The sequence below is a fragment of the Heyndrickxia coagulans 36D1 genome, from assembly GCF_000169195.2.
GTDB lineage: Bacteria > Bacillota > Bacilli > Bacillales > Bacillaceae_C > Weizmannia > Weizmannia faecalis.
Genome location: NC_016023.1, coordinates 1,088,035 through 1,104,401 on the forward strand (window position 1 = coordinate 1,088,035; position 16,367 = coordinate 1,104,401).

Here is a 16,367-nt window from a genome sequence, read left to right on the forward strand (position 1 = left end):
CTTTCCTTTGTCTGAAGAAAACCGAATTCCGGTCGAATCTTTGCAATCCCAGTCTGAATCCTGGAGAGTAGCTGTAGTGCTTGTTTGGTGAAGAAATGTTCTTTGGCCTACCCTAAAAATTGTGCCGGCCTATTTTCATTCTTTTGCCCATTCCGTATCCAATGCGGCAGGCTTCTATTTTGAAAATATGCGTTTGCCCATTTTCGTTCTCTGGTGTCGCCGCACCCGCCGCAGCATGGATGGGTGTCCTGAAAATACGTGCCGGCTGTTTTATCCCTCTTGCAGCAGAGGCGTTTTTTTCGGATGATGATTTCCGAATATTTGTCATTTTTAATCCTCTATAAAAATCATTTCCCGGGGAAACTTGGTGTCTTTTGTCATGATGATGGCGTCGAAAAACATTTCTATACAAAATTTTCACCGGCTTTGCTTCATCCTGCAAGTGAAAGACGCCCCAACAGGACATTTGATCTTCCGCGGAGCCAATGCGCGTGAGTTTGTTGCGATATGTCTTTCATTGCCCACGTGTCGAAAATTTTGTTGCAAGTTGTCTCTCATCGTGTTTGTTTTATCTTCTTTTTACCATAAAGGACGCTTTCCCGGGAAATTTGCTGCATTTTGTCTTTTTACCGGCCACTGCCCGGATGCCCTTTGTCCTGAGGCTGGGGCATTGGGACCTAGGCCTGAATCTTTTTTTAAAGTTTTCTTGAACCGTGGTTGGGATGGCCTTTGTCTTGTCGAAGAACTCTAAAAGACTAACGGGCACTACCCGGATCTTAGTAGGCTTCCCGGCATTGGGAACCAAGTTTAATTCTTTTTTGCCGAAATATTTCGTCCTCTTCCCGCAATCGGTTTGGAACCAAAAAAGCGGAACCCCCATTTAGGGATCCCGCCTATTTCGGTGTGCCGGGCCAGGCACTTATAAACCGAGGGAAATATATTTGACTTCCAAAAATTCTTCTATACCGTAACGGCCGCCTTCCCTGCCGAGGCCGCTCTGCTTGAAACCGCCGAATGGAGCCTGCGGCGTGGACGGAAGCCCATCGTTCAGCCCGACAATGCCATACTCCAGCCCCTCTGCAATTTGAATGCCTTCCGAAATATTTTCCGTAAATACATACGCAGCAAGACCGTAAATGGAATCATTGGCACGCCGGATCGCTTCATCAATATCCGTAAATTTCGTTACCGGTGCAAGCGGCCCGAATGTTTCTTCTTTCATGCATATCATCTCATCGGTAACATTGGAAATGACAGTTGGTTCAAAGAAAAGCCCATCTTTCGCGCTGCCGCCTGTTTCCACGGTAGCTCCCTTTTCCACCGCGTCTTTGACGTGATGTTCTACTTTTTCAACCGCATTCCGGTCAATCAGCGGCCCGATATCCGTGCCTTCTGCAAGTCCGTCCCCGACACGGAGCGCTTTCACTTTTTCTGTGAATTTCTTGGTAAAAGCTTCATACACTTCTTCCTGTACATATATGCGGTTCGAGCATACACAAGTCTGGCCGGCGTTGCGGAATTTTGCAGCGACCGTGCCCTCAGCAGCTTTATCGAGATCCGCATGTTTCGTGATGATAACCGGTGCATGCCCGCCAAGTTCCAGCGACACTTTTTTCACCGTGTCAGCTGAACCGCGCATCAGCTCTTTCCCGATTTCGGTCGATCCGGTAAAAGTAAGTTTGCGGACACGCTCATCGGCAAGCCACGTGTCCCCGATTTCCTTCGCACTCCCGGTTATCACATTCATGACGCCTTTCGGAATGCCGGCTTTTGCAGCAAGCTCAGCAAGCTTCAAGGCAGTAAGCGGTGTCTGCTTTGCCGGTTTGATGACAACGGTGCAGCCGGCAGCAAGCGCAGGTGCAACTTTGCGGGTAATCATGGCAGCCGGGAAATTCCACGGGGTAATTGCCGCGACAACGCCGACCGGCTGTTTATGGACAAACAGGCGTTTATTGGTAGCGGATGCCGGAATCGTTTCGCCATACACACGCTTTCCTTCTTCGGCAAACCACTCGATAAAGCCATTTGCGTAACGCATTTCCCCGAGTGCTTCCTTGAGCGGCTTGCCCTGTTCAATGGTCATCGTCCTGGCAAGCTCGTTTTCATGTTGACGGATCAGTTCAAACCACGTGCGGAGGTAGGCACTTCGTTCATAGGCAGAAAGCGCCGCCCACGCCGGAAAAGCCGCATGCGCCGCGTCAACAGCGAGCTTAGCTTCCTTTTCCCCGCCTTTTGGAATCGTCGCAATCACTTCGCCGGACGCAGGGTTGTCCACTTTGATTTTTGGCAGTCCTTCCCCCGTCCATTCACCATTCAAGTACATCAAATAGTCTTCCATAGCTCCATCTCCCTTCGAGTAATAGTTTACGATTTTTCAGATGATTTTTCCTGTTTCATGATTGCAAAATTTGTTTCGCATGGCAGGTGTGTTCGTGATTTCAGAAGTGAACTACCCACCACTTATTGACCTTGCGGTCTAATTGAAGTGGGGGCTTCTTGACTTATCGTTGCTTTTACTAGCCAACGAAAACTGACCGAGCTATCCCTCTTGTTCCAAGAGTTTTGTTACTTATGATAACGCTAATAAACGTATACCTTCATTTTTGATATTGATTGCTGAATTATAGTCGCGATCTGCCGCATAACCGCACGAACAACGGTAGGTGCGTTCAGATAGTTTCACAGGTTTTTCTGCACCACAACAAGAACACTTCTTAGTGGAGGGAAACCACTTATCAATTTTCACAAGTTGTTTCCCTTGTTCTTTTAGCTTATACGCTAAGAAAGTAGTGAACATCCCCCAACCGTTGTCGTGAACGCTTTTCCCAAAGTGAAGGGCTTGAGACATCCCTTTCATGTTCAAGTCCTCAATCACGACAGCATCAAAGTTAGAAGCTAATTCTTTTGACTTATGATGAGAGCCTCTGCCAAAATAAAAATATACCCTTGAGCGAGGCTCTGGAAAATTAATTATCCCGATTTTTTTGCCTTTTCATCCAGATTTTCAATTCACATCCAGATTTTCAATTCAAATAGAAGTAAAACGGTCATTTTTCTTCAAAAAAAGGGCATACGTATCCCGCCTTCACAAAATGGTTTTTTTCACTACCCTTTGTGGAAAGAAAACGTTCATTTGAGTTATTCACACATTCACCTGTGAATAACTTAATTTGCTCTTTGCAGCCGATTGCGTGTCCATCCACAATTGGCCTTTCCAGTCTGATGGTACGCCATATTTGCCATGATATGCATAGATATCATGCATCGATCTACATGAGCTTCAACTGCCTGTTTCCCACGCTTGTGAACACGACGGAGACTGTATCCGTCTTTTAGAATGCCAAAGATTCGTTCGATGACCGTTCTGGCACTATATAACACTTCAAATGTGCGCCCATGTTGCGGCAACTCGACATCTACTTGAGGCGTTTGATCAAAGTCTATCCTAAATACTCTTCCTTGTGCTGCCCCATTACAACATTCCGCGTGATTCGCTAGCGGGCAGGTGAGACCTTCTTGCTTGGCATTTGGATGAAATACAGGACAAGTGTAAATATATTGCCCCTTTTCCCGATCAGATCCTCTAAGTTCCATTTTATGTCCACTGATACAGATGGGAGTGCCGTACCGGTTGATTTTTTCAATCCCCCGGGCGGTAGTTGGTTTATCTTTACGGTTCCGTGGATTGATCGGTGCCACCAATTTCGCCTGTAATACATCCTTTGTCACTTTTTGATTTTCCGGCGTTTGGTAGATTCCATCTGCCAGGATAAAGCTCAACTGCTCAGCCATCTCGGGGTGCTCTGCCTTAAACGTTTCCAATGTCGGTTCTAATGTTTTCCCATCGGGTGTATTTCCTTTAAATACTTCCCGCGTCAAAGGCAAACCGGATCTCACCCCGCTTACCATTGATAATTTATGCGCAATATAGGAGACTGCATTACTTTTACGCATTACCCCTACATTGTCGTCCGTAAGGACTCTGGGGCAATCGCAATTACCCTCACAAGAACACGTCTTCCTTGTTTTATTCAAGGTTGCTTCTGCCTCTATATGCGATGTATCCACGGCGGCTGCTTCCTCATTCGTTTCAACCACGCCTTCCCCTTTATGATATTCAACAACCAATAGCCGGGCTTTTTCCCAAAGACCATTTGTTGTCATGATTTGATCAAAACGAGCAAAGGAACGGTAGCTCGGAATTTTCTCCGTAAATCCACACATGGTGGCAAATAGCGGGTTTGATTTCACTTGCAAATAGACACTCTCCACCATCACTTCAATATACTGTAAAGAGGCCAGTTCAAAAGCACGAAAAAAGGGCATGAAAGGATGCGGTTTTCTCCCAGTGGAAGGGAGATGAAATAATGAAGACGCAGACTTGTCTTCTTCCTCCGTTATTGAAAATAGTGCCGGTTGTATTTCATTAGAAGGATCATGTGCTCTTTCATTTTTTAGGTGCAAATATAAAAGGGTGTAGTATTCTCGTTCAATCGGCTTAAAAATCTCCCATGGGAAACACATGGATGGAATGACAAATGGTATATCGGCATAGTCTTGCCAATTGTGGGGAATCAAATTTTGTTGTATTGAAAAGTCTCTGGTTTGTGTTAGAATAGAAATAGTCATGAAATCACTCCCTGGATATTTGGTCGTACTTATATCTTAACAAAGGAGTGGCTTTCATGGCTCTTTTTTTTCAAAAAAAATCATCCTTTTCCGTTTTACAATATTTACCACAGGAATGAGTAGCTTAATCTATTGAAACCCGCCTAAAACCGACCAAAGTGGAAAAATTTAGACACTTATCATAAATAAATTTACCCCATTAAAATCAAAAACTCACAATTTCTTTTTACATTTGTCATAATGTTCCTACAAACGTCTTTTTTCTTTAGTGGAATAAATCAACGACCTTTAATTGTCTGACTGCTTACAGTTTCAGGGGATATAGCATTTTGGCAAGGGCTCTGAAACATAAAACTTCTTAAACATTATACTTGAAAATGAATCAAAATATAGAAGAGAGACACCGCGAATGAAAAGGGGCGTGTTTTCTAACCCCTTAAATGTACCGAAAATTAAAAATGACAAATTTCGTCGATATGATGAGCCAATATCGAGATAATCCGCTCTTTTGTCAGTCTTGTTGGGTTCAAGATGGCGTGAATAGCCAATCCGTCAATTAATGCACACAATCTCTCCGTTTCCAAATCTTTGTCGATCTCTTTTTTTAGAAATTGCGCCCGATCCAGTGAATCCAACAGCTTTTGAATCCCCTCCAAAATCCCATCATTTTGGCTTTCCCTGTTTCCTTTATTGCGGAAATATAATACAAATTCAAGCCAAACCTCCATTTCAGCTCTTGTCGTTTCATTTGTCGGAACAATTTCCAAAAGCATCTGTAAAATCATTTCCTTTGGCGGCAAGTTTTTTAAAGCAATTTTTTCAACCCGTTCAGCCACTCTCTCTTTCACCAGATCCATCGCGTAAATTAACAATTCTTCTTGGGTGGAGAAATAGTGTCTAAGAGCGCCTAATGATAGCCCCGCTTTCCTAGCAATATTTCGTACTGTCGCCCCTTTCATTCCTTGCTCTAAAATAACTTGCCAAGTCGCTTCAGCAATTGCTTTTTTTCTATTATCATGATCAACAATTTTTGGCATACTATCAGTTTACCATAAAAATTTAAATAATACACTTGTATTAAATAAAAATGTTTGTTATGATTTATTTAGCACATTTGTATTAAAAAACGGTGATGCCTGGTGTTTGGGAAAAATCGTTATCAAAATTTTTCCCTGTATTTTGATTCTTATTTTGTAAAAAAAGGTGATGGAAATGAATTGGATAATTTGGTTAATAATTGCTTGTGAAATCGGCTTTTGGGTTTTTATTTTACTTGGGTTGAGTTTCCGTTATTTATTGAAGAAGGAGAAGCTGGGTTTCATCTTTTTGGCACTAACACCTGTTGTAGACCTGATCTTGATAATTGCTGCAACTTTCGACCTTTATAGCGGGACGACGGCAACAAAAGCTCATGCACTCGCAGCTATCTATATTGGTATTTCTGTTGGATTTGGAAAAAGCATGATTCGTTGGGCTGATGAGCATTTTCAGTACTATATCACAAAAACCGGACCAAAACCGGTTAAATTATATGGATTACAATTTGCCAAACAGAATTTGAAAAGCTGGGGGCGTCATCTTCTTTCGTACTTAATTGGGGCAAGTTTAATTGGAATTATTTACTATTTTATTAATGACTATGAACGGACAAAGGCGCTTATTCAAGTACTGGGGATTTGGTCGCTTGTTTTAATCATTGATTTACTTATTTCCCTTTCCTATTTTGTATTCCCAAGACAACCAGGAAAACCAACAATATAAAACTAGTTCTGTGACATTTAAAAAAACAAGGAAAAGGTTCTCAAGGGCATTTAGGTAAAGCGGTCATTATCCTCCGTAATTTAATGGGGAGATGAATTACCGTCTTTTTTTTATAATTTACGACTATATCTTGTAGTTATAAATATTTATTACATTGGGTATTTATCATGAATATTATATACTACACGTATAGAGAATAGAGGGAGCAGAATCAAAATAACAATCAAGACAATAATGATGGTAACGACTATTCTGTTAATAAGGCCCAAACAGATAACAATGTTTCCGATACAAAAGAAAATTGAGGAGAACTGATTCTAGATGCAACTTGTGCACTGGCTGATATTTCCTACCCCACCGATTTTAAACTATTGAACGAAACAAGTGAAAAACTAGATCATATCATTGATGTCTTACATGAACCATTAAAAGGAACTATAAAAAAGCCACGGACTTATTGATAACGAGCAAGAAAAAAATACCTATCGATCGCAAAGTTACGACAGCGGAAACAGATTATCCTTATTGAGGAAATATGAATACAGACAACTTTTGGCTATTCATGAACTTTACCGGAAACAAAAAAATGTACCGGACAAAGACACACCGGATTATTAGCATATCTCAGCCACATGTACGTCCAATTGTGCGCGACAAGGCAAAAGCGAACGTGGAGTTCGGTTCAAAAGTCGCCATCAGTGTCGTAGATGGTTATGCCTTGATTGAGCACCTCGACTGGGAAAATTACAATGAAGGGACCACTCTCAAGGAATTTGTTGAAAACTACTACAACCGGTTCGGATTTTATCCGGAAGCGATCTTGGCAGATAAAATTTACCGAAACCGTAATAATCTGGCATACTGTAAATCTCTTGGCATTCGTCGGAGTGGGCCAAGGTTAGGACGTCCATCCAAAATGGAAGACAAAACCTTAGAACATGTCGCAAGGCAGGATGCCTCTGAACGTAATGCCGTTGAAGGCAAATTTGGCGAAGGCAAGCGCAAGTATGGGCTGGGCCTTATTCGAGCACGCCTTCAGGAGACCAGCGAAACAGTAGTAGCCCTTCAATTCCTCATACTGAATCTGGAGCGCAAGCTCAGGGTTCTTTTTTTGAAATTTTTACACAACACTATTTTATATTTTGATAATCGGAATTTGGCTTGTATCTGACCAAATTTGATTCGTTCAGCAAGCCCTATTTACTTCCAATCTCAGCGAACATATCTTTTGCAAAATCAGATATTTCGCTATCGAATACTTGTCTACGGTATTTTACAACCAATACAAGGTGATAATGCAGTAGGAATACTGAATGATTATTACTATCTAATTTCATTGATATATCAACCCTTTATTCCATCTAAGACTGTTTATATCAAAACCTTTGGCTAAAGCCAACCGAAATTCATCTCCCACCTACTCATTGGTGCGATTCGCACCTTCACATTCCTTGAGGATGGGAGACTTCTTTCGGAAAGCCGTTAAATTTGATTCAGCGGGATAGACTGTGAAAGTGACTTATTTCTTATTCAATTAGGAGTCCGTGCCGCAGTGAACGCGACACCAGCGGGTGAATGAAAATCAAGTCGGCACATATTTTCAGAATAGAAATTAACTTCCCACTGGCTATATTGAGTGTTTTTCAATTCCTCATAGGTAAAATACTAACTTCGGCGGCGGCAATTTGTGCCTCCCTCTTTGTCTGTTTCAATTCCTCATAGGTAAAATACTAACGGTATTTTCCAACGTGTTTACTGACTGGAATACTGCGTTTCAATTCCTCATAGGTAAAATACTAACATCCACAGCTAACCAGGATTTGGTTTAGCAAAGCGATGTTTCAATTCCTCATAGGTAAAATACTAACTTCGGTTTATATCGTATCAACTCTAGTTTTACAGTCGCGTTTCAATTCCTCATAGGTAAAATACTAACAAAAATATCGCGTCCAGCTAGTAGACTCAAACGAAGTTTCAATTCCTCATAGGTAAAATACTAACACGGCAAAAACAACGCCTTACTATGTCACAGCGAGGTTTCAATTCCTCATAGGTAAAATACTAACATACTCGAGGAAAGGCCTAGCAATTTATACGCGGTGTTTCAATTCCTCATAGGTAAAATACTAACGTGCAGGCGGATATGCCTTACTCCAGCTTTTTTAAGTTTCAATTCCTCATAGGTAAAATACTAACTTGCTTTTTGATTATCTCCAGTTTTTGCATTTTCGGTTTCAATTCCTCATAGGTAAAATACTAACGGGCGCCTTACAAAATAGCATGAAAGGCGTAGGGGAGTTTCAATTCCTCATAGGTAAAATACTAACCGGCGAGATCGGCGTGATTGTCGATAATATATCGGAGTTTCAATTCCTCATAGGTAAAATACTAACGCCCAGCAGCGCACGAAAGCGCTCGGCCTGCTTCAGTTTCAATTCCTCATAGGTAAAATACTAACTTAGCTTTGGGTCTCTCAACAACGCAATTAAAAATGTTTCAATTCCTCATAGGTAAAATACTAACAACGAGCAATTAGCATTGGATCTTTTTTAGAAGCCTTGTTTCAATTCCTCATAGGTAAAATACTAACGCACGCCACGGAAAAACAGGCCATGGCGGAAATGCGTTTCAATTCCTCATAGGTAAAATACTAACATACTCGAGGAAAGGCCTAGCAATTTATACGCGGTGTTTCAATTCCTCATAGGTAAAATACTAACGGTACAGCACAAAAAAATTAATAACTGGTCATTTTTGTTTCAATTCCTCATAGGTAAAATACTAACACAAATGCAGTTTGACTGGTACGTGGCTACCACTCCTGTTTCAATTCCTCATAGGTAAAATACTAACTTTATACCGTTTTACAACTAAATGTACAGTATCTGGGGTTTCAATTCCTCATAGGTAAAATACTAACGGCGAGGAGGCAAAGGATCTGATCGCGGCCGGATATGTTTCAATTCCTCATAGGTAAAATACTAACGCAAACGGTAATTTGCCCATACTGTGGCAAAAAAAGGTTTCAATTCCTCATAGGTAAAATACTAACGGTGCACATTTTTGATTTGGTATAAAAAGCTATAGGTAGTTTCAATTCCTCATAGGTAAAATACTAACCTAAAACGATATTTCACGGAAGTCGACGAGGACAAGCGGTTTCAATTCCTCATAGGTAAAATACTAACCGCCAGATTGCGCCACGCCAATACATCGCTGTAGCAGGTTTCAATTCCTCATAGGTAAAATACTAACTTAGCACCTACCCGTTTTAAAACCCAGTTTACACCCTGTTTCAATTCCTCATAGGTAAAATACTAACTAATACCGGACAGAGCTTTCTGAACGCCTGTCCATGGTTTCAATTCCTCATAGGTAAAATACTAACCTAAATGTTCCTTGCAACGGTGCATGGGTAAAAATGTTTCAATTCCTCATAGGTAAAATACTAACTAGGCAAGTGAAGACAGACCAATGGGTTATGCCAAAGTTTCAATTCCTCATAGGTAAAATACTAACTCCAAAAACTCACTGATATTATAACATTTCTCCATGACCGCTGGAATTTCCTGCTTGCGCAAAAAAATCTCTTCAACATCTAATGGAATCCAGGCAATACCAATAGTGTCAAAGACTTGCCCGTTTTAACAATTTGTCGTCGATCCCCCGGGTTTTCTACGCTAATGGAGGTCGACGACATTTTTGACGAGCATCTTATTTAGGGCTTACTGAACGAATCAGATTTTGGCTTGTATCCGATTTGCCAGTAAATGCTGTTTCAATATTATAGAAGAATCCATCTGCGAAAATGCTAGATTCGCCTTCTTTTACGTTAAATCAGCTATGGAGCGCTTGCGTTAAACCCTCTCCGCCACTTCCACCGCGTGCCGGATCAGGCTGCGGACGACGTTGCCGAAATGGGCGAAACGCCGGTCTTGTGTCTGGCCGCGCTTGTAACGGTAGTAGATTTGCTGGCAAATGCCGGCAAGCTTAAAGTAACCGAAAATCAAGTAGTAATCGATGTTCGAGACGTCGCGTCCGCTTTTTTTCGCATAAGCTTCGACAAACTCGCGGCGCGTCATGAAGCCGTCCAGCGTCGTGACGGACGGTTCGCCGAGCCCATTTTTGATCAAATCCGGGTCATCTTTTTCCGTCCAGTAGCTGAGAGCAGCGCCGAGATCTGCGAGCGGGTCGCCGATGGTTGCCATTTCCCAGTCGAACAGGCCGGTCATTTCCGAAAAATCTTCATTAAACATCGCGTTATTCAGCTTATAATCATAATGAATCACGGCTGCACCTTGTTGCGGCGGAATATGGTCACGCAAATAATGGATGAGCGGCTCCGCTTCCGGAATTTCATCCGTCTTCGCACGCAGATAGCGCTCAATCCAGCCGTTCACCTGGCGTTCGAGAAAACCGGCCGGCTTTGACATGGAAAGGAGCTCTGTCTCTTCATACGGGATCGCATGCAGCTCCACAAGCCTGTCAACCATGATACTGGAAATCCGCCGGCACGTTTCCTTTTTCGGCTCCACTCCCGGCGGAAAAGCGGTATCGAGCACAATGCCATGCTTTCTTTCCATAAGAAAAAACGGAGCGCCGATCACAAACGGGTCCTCTTCGAAAAGCAACACTTCCGGAGCCGGTGCGAAAAACGGCCGGAGCGCCTTCAGCACACGGAATTCACGCCCCATGTCATGCGCTTTCGGGGCAACCGGGCCAAGCGGCGGGCGCCGAAGCACCGCTTCCCACGAACTTGCTTTTAATTGATAGGTCAAATTCGAACGGCCTGCTGAAAATTGTGCAACTTCAAGCGGTGCATCCGGCATTTGCGGAAGCTTCTCGCGCAAATATTGCTGCAGTCTGGTTAAGTCCAGTTCTTCCCCTTTGCGGACCGGAATAGTGTCTGAATTCATTTTCCTCTCCCCTTTGTGTCCCGTAATAGGCAGGCCGTTTTTTCACATCACCGGCTGCAAATGCTTTTCCAGGATGCCCCTTATATCATCCGGAATCGGGCGTGATTGCTGATTATCAAAGTCAAAAAAGACGACAACTGCTTTCCCCTTTGCGATCAAACGGCCGGTTTCTGCATCCAGCATTTCATGGGCCAGTTCACAGCTCGTATTGCCGAGCTTTGCCACGCCGGTCCGGATCGTGAGTTCTTCATTATAGAACGCCTGGCTGATAAAATCGCATTTTACTGAAGCTAGAATAATATTGAAATCTTTTATTTCCACGCTTGCACCGATGCTTTCAAAAAATTTCAACCGGGCGTCTTCCAGGTAGATGAAGTAACTGGTGTTGTTAATATGGCCGATTGCATCTGTTTCGCAAAAGCGTGTCCGCAATTTCAATTCATGCAAACAAATCCCTCCCTTTCGCTTGAACACCATTACCGCAGCTGTATGGTTTTGCACCTTGCAAGGCCCTGACCATGAATGATCCGCTGCTGCCACCCCTTCTTTTCACAAGGCTATTTCCTGACGCAGCCGCCGTAACGTATGCACTTTTCATGCAGCCCTGCTGCCACCCACCCGGCTTGATCTCAAAACATCCCCATTTCGGTAGCCATATGGCTCTACGCTTTTTCAATCCCGTGCAGGACGATGTCCATGAACAGTTCTGCCACTTCTGCCGCTGATTTCCGGCCTTCCGGTTGAAACCACTGGTAGCTCCAGTTCACCATGCCGAGAATGGCAAAGGAAGTAAGATTCGCGTCCAGATGCCCCGCAAACTCGCCGATCTCAATGCCTTCCCGGATCAGCTTTTCAACCCCGAGGCGGAAAGCTTCGCGTTTTTGTAAAATCAGTTCGAGCTTTTCACCGCTTAAATTTTTGATCTCACGGAAAAAGATAAGGGCTTTTGCTTTTTCCGTTTTGATGCTTTCAAGTAGCATCAGGACAAGCGCATGCAGTTTTGCCTTGCACGATCCGTTTTCCGAAAGGATGGCCTTCTGCTTTTCCAAAAGTTTCGTAATATAGTCCATATGAATGTCCATCAAAAGTTGTTCTTTGCTGGAAAAATAATAGTAAAACGTGCCTTTTGTCGCGCCGATGCTGTCAACGATATCCTGAATGGATGTTTCCGTGAAGCCTTTTTGTTCAAACAAGCGTATGCTGTGTTCCGTAATCTTCGCTTTCATGCCGGTCCTCTCCATCTATTACTATATTAAGAAAATTATATCACATACCCGGCTTCACGTTCCTGCTTTTACTCGCGCACTTTCCTTTCTTCATCGCGCAGCTTGCGGCGCAAAATTTTCCCGACATTTGTCTTCGGCAACGCATCACGGAACTCTATGATCTTCGGGCGTTTATACGGGGCGAGATGGGCGCTTGCATATTCGATCAGTGCTTCTTCCGTCATTTTCTGCCCTTCTTTTAACACGACAAATGCCTTGACCGTCTCACCCCGGTATGGATCCGGCACACCGATTACCACTGCTTCCTGGACGGCGGGATGCGCATACAGCACCTCCTCGACATCGCGCGGATATACGTTATAGCCGCTTGCAATGATCATATCTTTTTTGCGGTCAACAATATAAGCGTACCCTTCCTCATCCATCGTCGCGATATCGCCGGTGTACAGCCAGCCGTCCCGGAGTGCTTCCGCCGTTTCTTCCGGCATGTTCCAGTACCCCTTCATTACTTGCGGACCTTTTACAATCAGCTCCCCCGTCTCGCCCGGCTTCAGTTCTTCCGTGCCGGTTGCAACATCGACGATTTTATAATCTGTTGATGGAATCGCGATCCCGATGCTGCCCGGCTTGCGTTTACCGAAAACCGGATTGCAGTGTGTCACCGGGGAAGCTTCCGAAAGGCCGTACCCCTCGACAATGACGCTCCCCGTTTTTTCTTCAAACTGACGCAAAAGCCCGAGCGGCATCGGTGCACTCCCGCTGTTGCAGGTCTTAATGGAATCCAGCCCGTACTCCATCGCTTTCGGGTGGTTCGTGATGGCGACATACATCGTCGGCACACCCGGAAAATAGGTCGGCTGCGTTTCCTTGATGGTCTTGAGTACTTCTTCAAGATCAAAACGCGGCAGCATGACCGATTCCGAACCGGTGTAGATCGCATAATTCATGGCGCATGTCATGCCAAATACGTGAAAAAGCGGGATAACGGTCAAAATCCGTTCTTTTCCCGGCCCCATGACCGGTTTGAAAAATTCATATGTTTGCACCAGATTGGCAAGAAGGTTCCGGTGGGTCAGCATCGCCCCTTTTGACCGGCCGGTGGTACCGCCCGTGTACTGGAGCACGGCAATATCCTCCCAGGGGTCGAGCGCAGGAGGGTTGTAATCCGTTCCTGCCTGTAACAAGGCATCAAAGGGTTCGGCCTCATCCAAGGGGCCGGCCGCCGGTTTAAAACCGGCTATGACTACATTTTTCAGCGATGTTTCCGGGCGGACGGCCTGCACTTTCGGGTACAAATCATCCAGGACAATGATCGTTTCGGCGCCCGAGTCATTTAATATATGCCTGATTTCCGGTTCAACGAGCATCGGATTGATCTGGACAACCATCGCACCTGCCATAAGCGCACCGTAATAGGACACGACATAGTGCGGGCAGTTCGGCAGCATGACCGCCACCCTGCTGCCTTTTTGCACGCCTCTTTTCTGAAGGGAGGAGGCAAAGGCAAGCGATGCTTTGTAAAGTTCCGCATAGGGCGTCTTTCTGCCGTAAAAAGAGAGGGCAGTCCGGTCCGGGTACTTTTCGGCTGCAGTTGCAAGTATTTGATACAGCGGAATATCCAGCACTTCAATTTCTTTGGGAATCTCATCGGTATAGACAGCATGCCACACTTTGTTTTCCATTCCAAATCCCCCTTGTTTTTATTGCCAAATGGACTGCTTAACCATCATCCACCCGCCCGGCTTGCCGGTTTTAAAGCACGTGCATGCCGCCATCAACGAGCAGCACATCCCCCGTCACGTAGTCCGAGGCTGCCGATGCCAAAAAAACAGCTGCACCTTTTAAATCCTGGTCATTGCCGAACCGGCCGAGCGGCGTTGCTTCCAATATTGGGTTTTTGCCGCGTTCGATGATCACTTTGGCCATTTTTGTCGGGAAAAAGCCCGGCGCAATTGCGTTCACATGGATGCCGTACCTGCCCCATTTGGCAGCGAGATCTTTTGTAAACGTGATGACCGCCCCTTTGCTTGTGTTGTAACCGATCGTATCCATGATGCGCGGATCGACGCCGCCAAGCCCGGCAATGGAAGCAATATTGATAATCTTGCCGTGCCCCTGCTTGATCATGGCTTTTCCGGCTGCCTGGCTCATATGGAAAGTGCCGGTCACATTCGTGCTGATCACTTTTTCCCACGCCTCAACCGGCATATCCTCGGCAGGCGCCCCCCAGGTCGCGCCGGAATTATTGACGAGGATGTCGATTTTGCCAAACTGTTTTACGGTTTCCGCGACTACTTCATCAACCTGGGTGCGATTTGTAATGTCACACTCCATTGCAAGCGCTCTCACCCCGAGCGATTCGATGCGTGCAGCCGCTTCTTCGCATGCCGCTTTTTTTCTGGAGCAGAGCACGACATCCGCCCCCGCTTCCGCAAATGCCCGCGCGATTTGTTCACCGAGCCCCCTACCGCCGCCTGTCACGATGGCGGTTTTTCCTTTTAAACTAAACAGTTCTAACACGTTCATCGGCCGATCCCCTTTCCTGGTATGGTTTTATCTCAAGCCTTGCAATCTGGTCGAGGTGGACTTCATCCGGGCCGTCTGCAAGCCGCAATGTGCGCGCGTTGGCCCACAGCCGGGCGAGCGGAAAATCGTCCGAAACGCCGGCGCCGCCGAACGCTTGGATGGCACGGTCGATCACAGCAAGCGCCATCCGCGGTGCCACTGCTTTAATCATTGCAATTTCCTTTCTCGCCACTTTATTGCCGACCGTGTCCATCCTATACGCTGCTTTCAATGTCAGAAGCCGTGCCTGCTCGATTTCAATACGCGACTCGGCCACCCACTGCCGGATGACACCCTGTTCGGCGAGTGGCTTTCCAAACGGCGCACGGTTTTGTATGCGCTTGCATAAAAGTTCAAGCGCACGCTCTGCAGCTCCAATCAGCCGCATACAGTGATGGATTCTGCCCGGCCCAAGCCGCCCTTGCGCAATCGCAAACCCTTTTCCTTCCCCCCAAATGATATTTTCAGCCGGCACCCGCACGTTTTCGTATGTAATTTCCGCATGGCCGTGCGGGGCATCATCATAACCGAAAACCGGGAGCATCCGCTCAATCTTCACGCCTGGTGTATCGAGCGGTACGAGAATCATAGACTGCTGTTCGTGCCGCGGTGCATCCGGATTGGTTTTTCCCATGACAATCGCAATTTTGCACCTCGGGTCGCCGGCGCCTGATGACCACCATTTCCGCCCGTTCACAATATATTCATCACCGTCACGTACAATGCTGCATGAAATATTGGTCGCATCACTTGAAGCAGTATCCGGCTCTGTCATAGAAAAACACGAACGGATCTCGCCGTTTAAAAGCGGTTTTAGCCATTTTTCTTTCTGCTCATCACTTCCGTACCGGGCAAGCACTTCCATATTTCCGGTATCGGGTGCATTGCAGTTGAATACTTCGGGGGCGATGATGGATCTTCCCATGATTTCACAAAGCGGGGCATACTCGAGGTTCGAAAGCCCGGCCCCGTATTCATTGTCCGGCAAAAACAAATTCCAAAGCCCTTCCTGCTTTGCTTTTGCCTTCAATTCTTCCATAATCGGCGGAACAGCAGCCCACCGTGTTTCCTGTGCATTCAGTTGTTCCTCAAAGATCTTTTCACCCGGATAGACGTTTTCTTCCATAAAACGCTCAAGCTTTGAAATCAGTGCCTTCACTTTTGGTGAGTAATCAAAATCCATATGATTCATCCCCTCCCCGTTGACTAACCGGTTAGTATGTTAATTTCATTATAAACAATCATTCGAAAATTTCAATAAAAAAATAAG

General features: G+C 45.1%; 11 protein-coding genes, 3 pseudogenes and 1 CRISPR repeat array. Of the genes and pseudogenes, 2 read left to right on the forward strand and 12 right to left on the reverse strand.

Annotation, left to right across the window (positions count from 1 at the left end):
• Nucleotides 1–112: 112 nt before the first annotated feature.
• The 5 genes and pseudogenes from BCOA_RS22220 to BCOA_RS22245 all read right to left on the reverse strand — a co-directional run bounded on the left by BCOA_RS22220 (nt 113) and on the right by BCOA_RS22245 (nt 5,666).
• Nucleotides 113–442 carry a hypothetical protein gene (locus BCOA_RS22220; RefSeq protein ID WP_029142939.1) on the reverse strand — a complete coding sequence of 110 codons (330 nt, stop codon included), beginning with the start codon at nt 440–442 and terminating at the stop codon, nt 113–115.
• Between the two features lie 477 nt (nt 443–919).
• Nucleotides 920–2,338 (reverse strand): NAD-dependent succinate-semialdehyde dehydrogenase, encoded by a 1,419-nt coding sequence (locus BCOA_RS22230; RefSeq protein WP_014096358.1) that lies wholly within the window; start codon nt 2,336–2,338, stop codon nt 920–922.
• A 231-nt stretch (nt 2,339–2,569) separates the two neighbouring features.
• A pseudogene (locus BCOA_RS22235) lies at nt 2,570–2,917 on the reverse strand (RNA-guided endonuclease InsQ/TnpB family protein); the annotation flags it as partial.
• A gap of 248 nt (nt 2,918–3,165) precedes the next feature.
• Nucleotides 3,166–4,629 carry a transposase gene (locus BCOA_RS22240; protein WP_014096360.1) on the reverse strand — a complete coding sequence of 488 codons (1,464 nt, stop codon included), beginning with the start codon at nt 4,627–4,629 and terminating at the stop codon, nt 3,166–3,168.
• Between the two features lie 452 nt (nt 4,630–5,081).
• The gene (locus BCOA_RS22245; protein ID WP_029143158.1) at nt 5,082–5,666 is read right to left on the reverse strand and encodes a TetR/AcrR family transcriptional regulator; all 585 of its coding nucleotides are present in this window, start codon (nt 5,664–5,666) and stop codon (nt 5,082–5,084) included.
• Between the two features lie 175 nt (nt 5,667–5,841).
• Here BCOA_RS22245 and BCOA_RS22250 point away from each other — a divergent pair, with 175 nt between their 5' ends.
• Together BCOA_RS22250 and BCOA_RS34580 are read left to right on the forward strand one after the other, a co-directional pair.
• Entirely contained in the window at nt 5,842–6,390 is a 549-nt protein-coding gene (locus BCOA_RS22250; RefSeq protein WP_014096362.1) for a hypothetical protein, read from the forward strand.
• Nucleotides 6,391–6,689: 299 nt separating this feature from the next.
• Nucleotides 6,690–7,561: pseudogene (locus BCOA_RS34580) on the forward strand (transposase); the annotation flags it as partial.
• Nucleotides 7,562–7,598: 37 nt separating this feature from the next.
• On the opposite strand, the pseudogene BCOA_RS34585 reads toward BCOA_RS34580, so the two are convergent.
• From BCOA_RS34585 to BCOA_RS22285, 7 genes and pseudogenes are all read right to left on the reverse strand, one after another.
• Nucleotides 7,599–7,727: pseudogene (locus tag BCOA_RS34585) on the reverse strand (transposase); the annotation flags it as partial.
• A 303-nt stretch (nt 7,728–8,030) separates the two neighbouring features.
• Nucleotides 8,031–9,909: direct repeats of the CRISPR family, unit length 30 nt; unit sequence GTTTCAATTCCTCATAGGTAAAATACTAAC.
• A 338-nt stretch (nt 9,910–10,247) separates the two neighbouring features.
• Entirely contained in the window at nt 10,248–11,306 is a 1,059-nt protein-coding gene (locus tag BCOA_RS22260) for a phosphotransferase family protein (RefSeq protein WP_014096364.1), read from the reverse strand.
• Nucleotides 11,307–11,348: 42 nt separating this feature from the next.
• Nucleotides 11,349–11,753: an acyl-CoA thioesterase gene (locus BCOA_RS22265; RefSeq protein WP_014096365.1), complete on the reverse strand. Its 405-nt coding sequence runs from the start codon at nt 11,751–11,753 to the stop codon at nt 11,349–11,351.
• A gap of 215 nt (nt 11,754–11,968) precedes the next feature.
• Nucleotides 11,969–12,532, reverse strand: a complete 564-nt coding sequence (locus BCOA_RS22270) for a TetR/AcrR family transcriptional regulator (RefSeq protein ID WP_014096366.1) — start codon at nt 12,530–12,532, stop codon at nt 11,969–11,971.
• 68 nt (nt 12,533–12,600) lie between these two features.
• Nucleotides 12,601–14,214, reverse strand: a complete 1,614-nt coding sequence (locus BCOA_RS22275) for a long-chain-fatty-acid--CoA ligase (protein WP_014096367.1) — start codon at nt 14,212–14,214, stop codon at nt 12,601–12,603.
• 70 nt (nt 14,215–14,284) lie between these two features.
• Nucleotides 14,285–15,058, reverse strand: a complete 774-nt coding sequence (locus tag BCOA_RS22280; RefSeq protein ID WP_014096368.1) for an SDR family oxidoreductase — start codon at nt 15,056–15,058, stop codon at nt 14,285–14,287.
• Complete coding sequence (locus BCOA_RS22285) at nt 15,036–16,280, reverse strand: acyl-CoA dehydrogenase (RefSeq protein ID WP_014096369.1); 1,245 nt, start codon at nt 16,278–16,280, stop codon at nt 15,036–15,038. The genes BCOA_RS22280 and BCOA_RS22285 overlap by 23 nt, the downstream gene beginning before the upstream one ends.
• Nucleotides 16,281–16,367 lie beyond the last annotated feature (87 nt).

What these genes read in the sequence shown, in the direction of transcription:
- BCOA_RS22230 (WP_014096358.1), bottom strand. Translation starts at nt 2,338, where the DNA reads ATGGAAGACTATTTGATGTACTTGAATGGTGAATGGACGGGGGAAGGA.
- BCOA_RS22240 (WP_014096360.1), bottom strand. Translation starts at nt 4,629, where the DNA reads ATGACTATTTCTATTCTAACACAAACCAGAGACTTTTCAATACAACAA.
- BCOA_RS22245 (WP_029143158.1), bottom strand. Translation starts at nt 5,666, where the DNA reads ATGCCAAAAATTGTTGATCATGATAATAGAAAAAAAGCAATTGCTGAA.
- BCOA_RS22250 (WP_014096362.1), top strand. Translation starts at nt 5,842, where the DNA reads ATGAATTGGATAATTTGGTTAATAATTGCTTGTGAAATCGGCTTTTGG.
- BCOA_RS22260 (WP_014096364.1), bottom strand. Translation starts at nt 11,306, where the DNA reads ATGAATTCAGACACTATTCCGGTCCGCAAAGGGGAAGAACTGGACTTA.
- BCOA_RS22270 (WP_014096366.1), bottom strand. Translation starts at nt 12,532, where the DNA reads ATGAAAGCGAAGATTACGGAACACAGCATACGCTTGTTTGAACAAAAA.
- BCOA_RS22275 (WP_014096367.1), bottom strand. Translation starts at nt 14,214, where the DNA reads ATGGAAAACAAAGTGTGGCATGCTGTCTATACCGATGAGATTCCCAAA.
- BCOA_RS22280 (WP_014096368.1), bottom strand. Translation starts at nt 15,058, where the DNA reads ATGAACGTGTTAGAACTGTTTAGTTTAAAAGGAAAAACCGCCATCGTG.
- BCOA_RS22285 (WP_014096369.1), bottom strand. Translation starts at nt 16,280, where the DNA reads ATGGATTTTGATTACTCACCAAAAGTGAAGGCACTGATTTCAAAGCTT.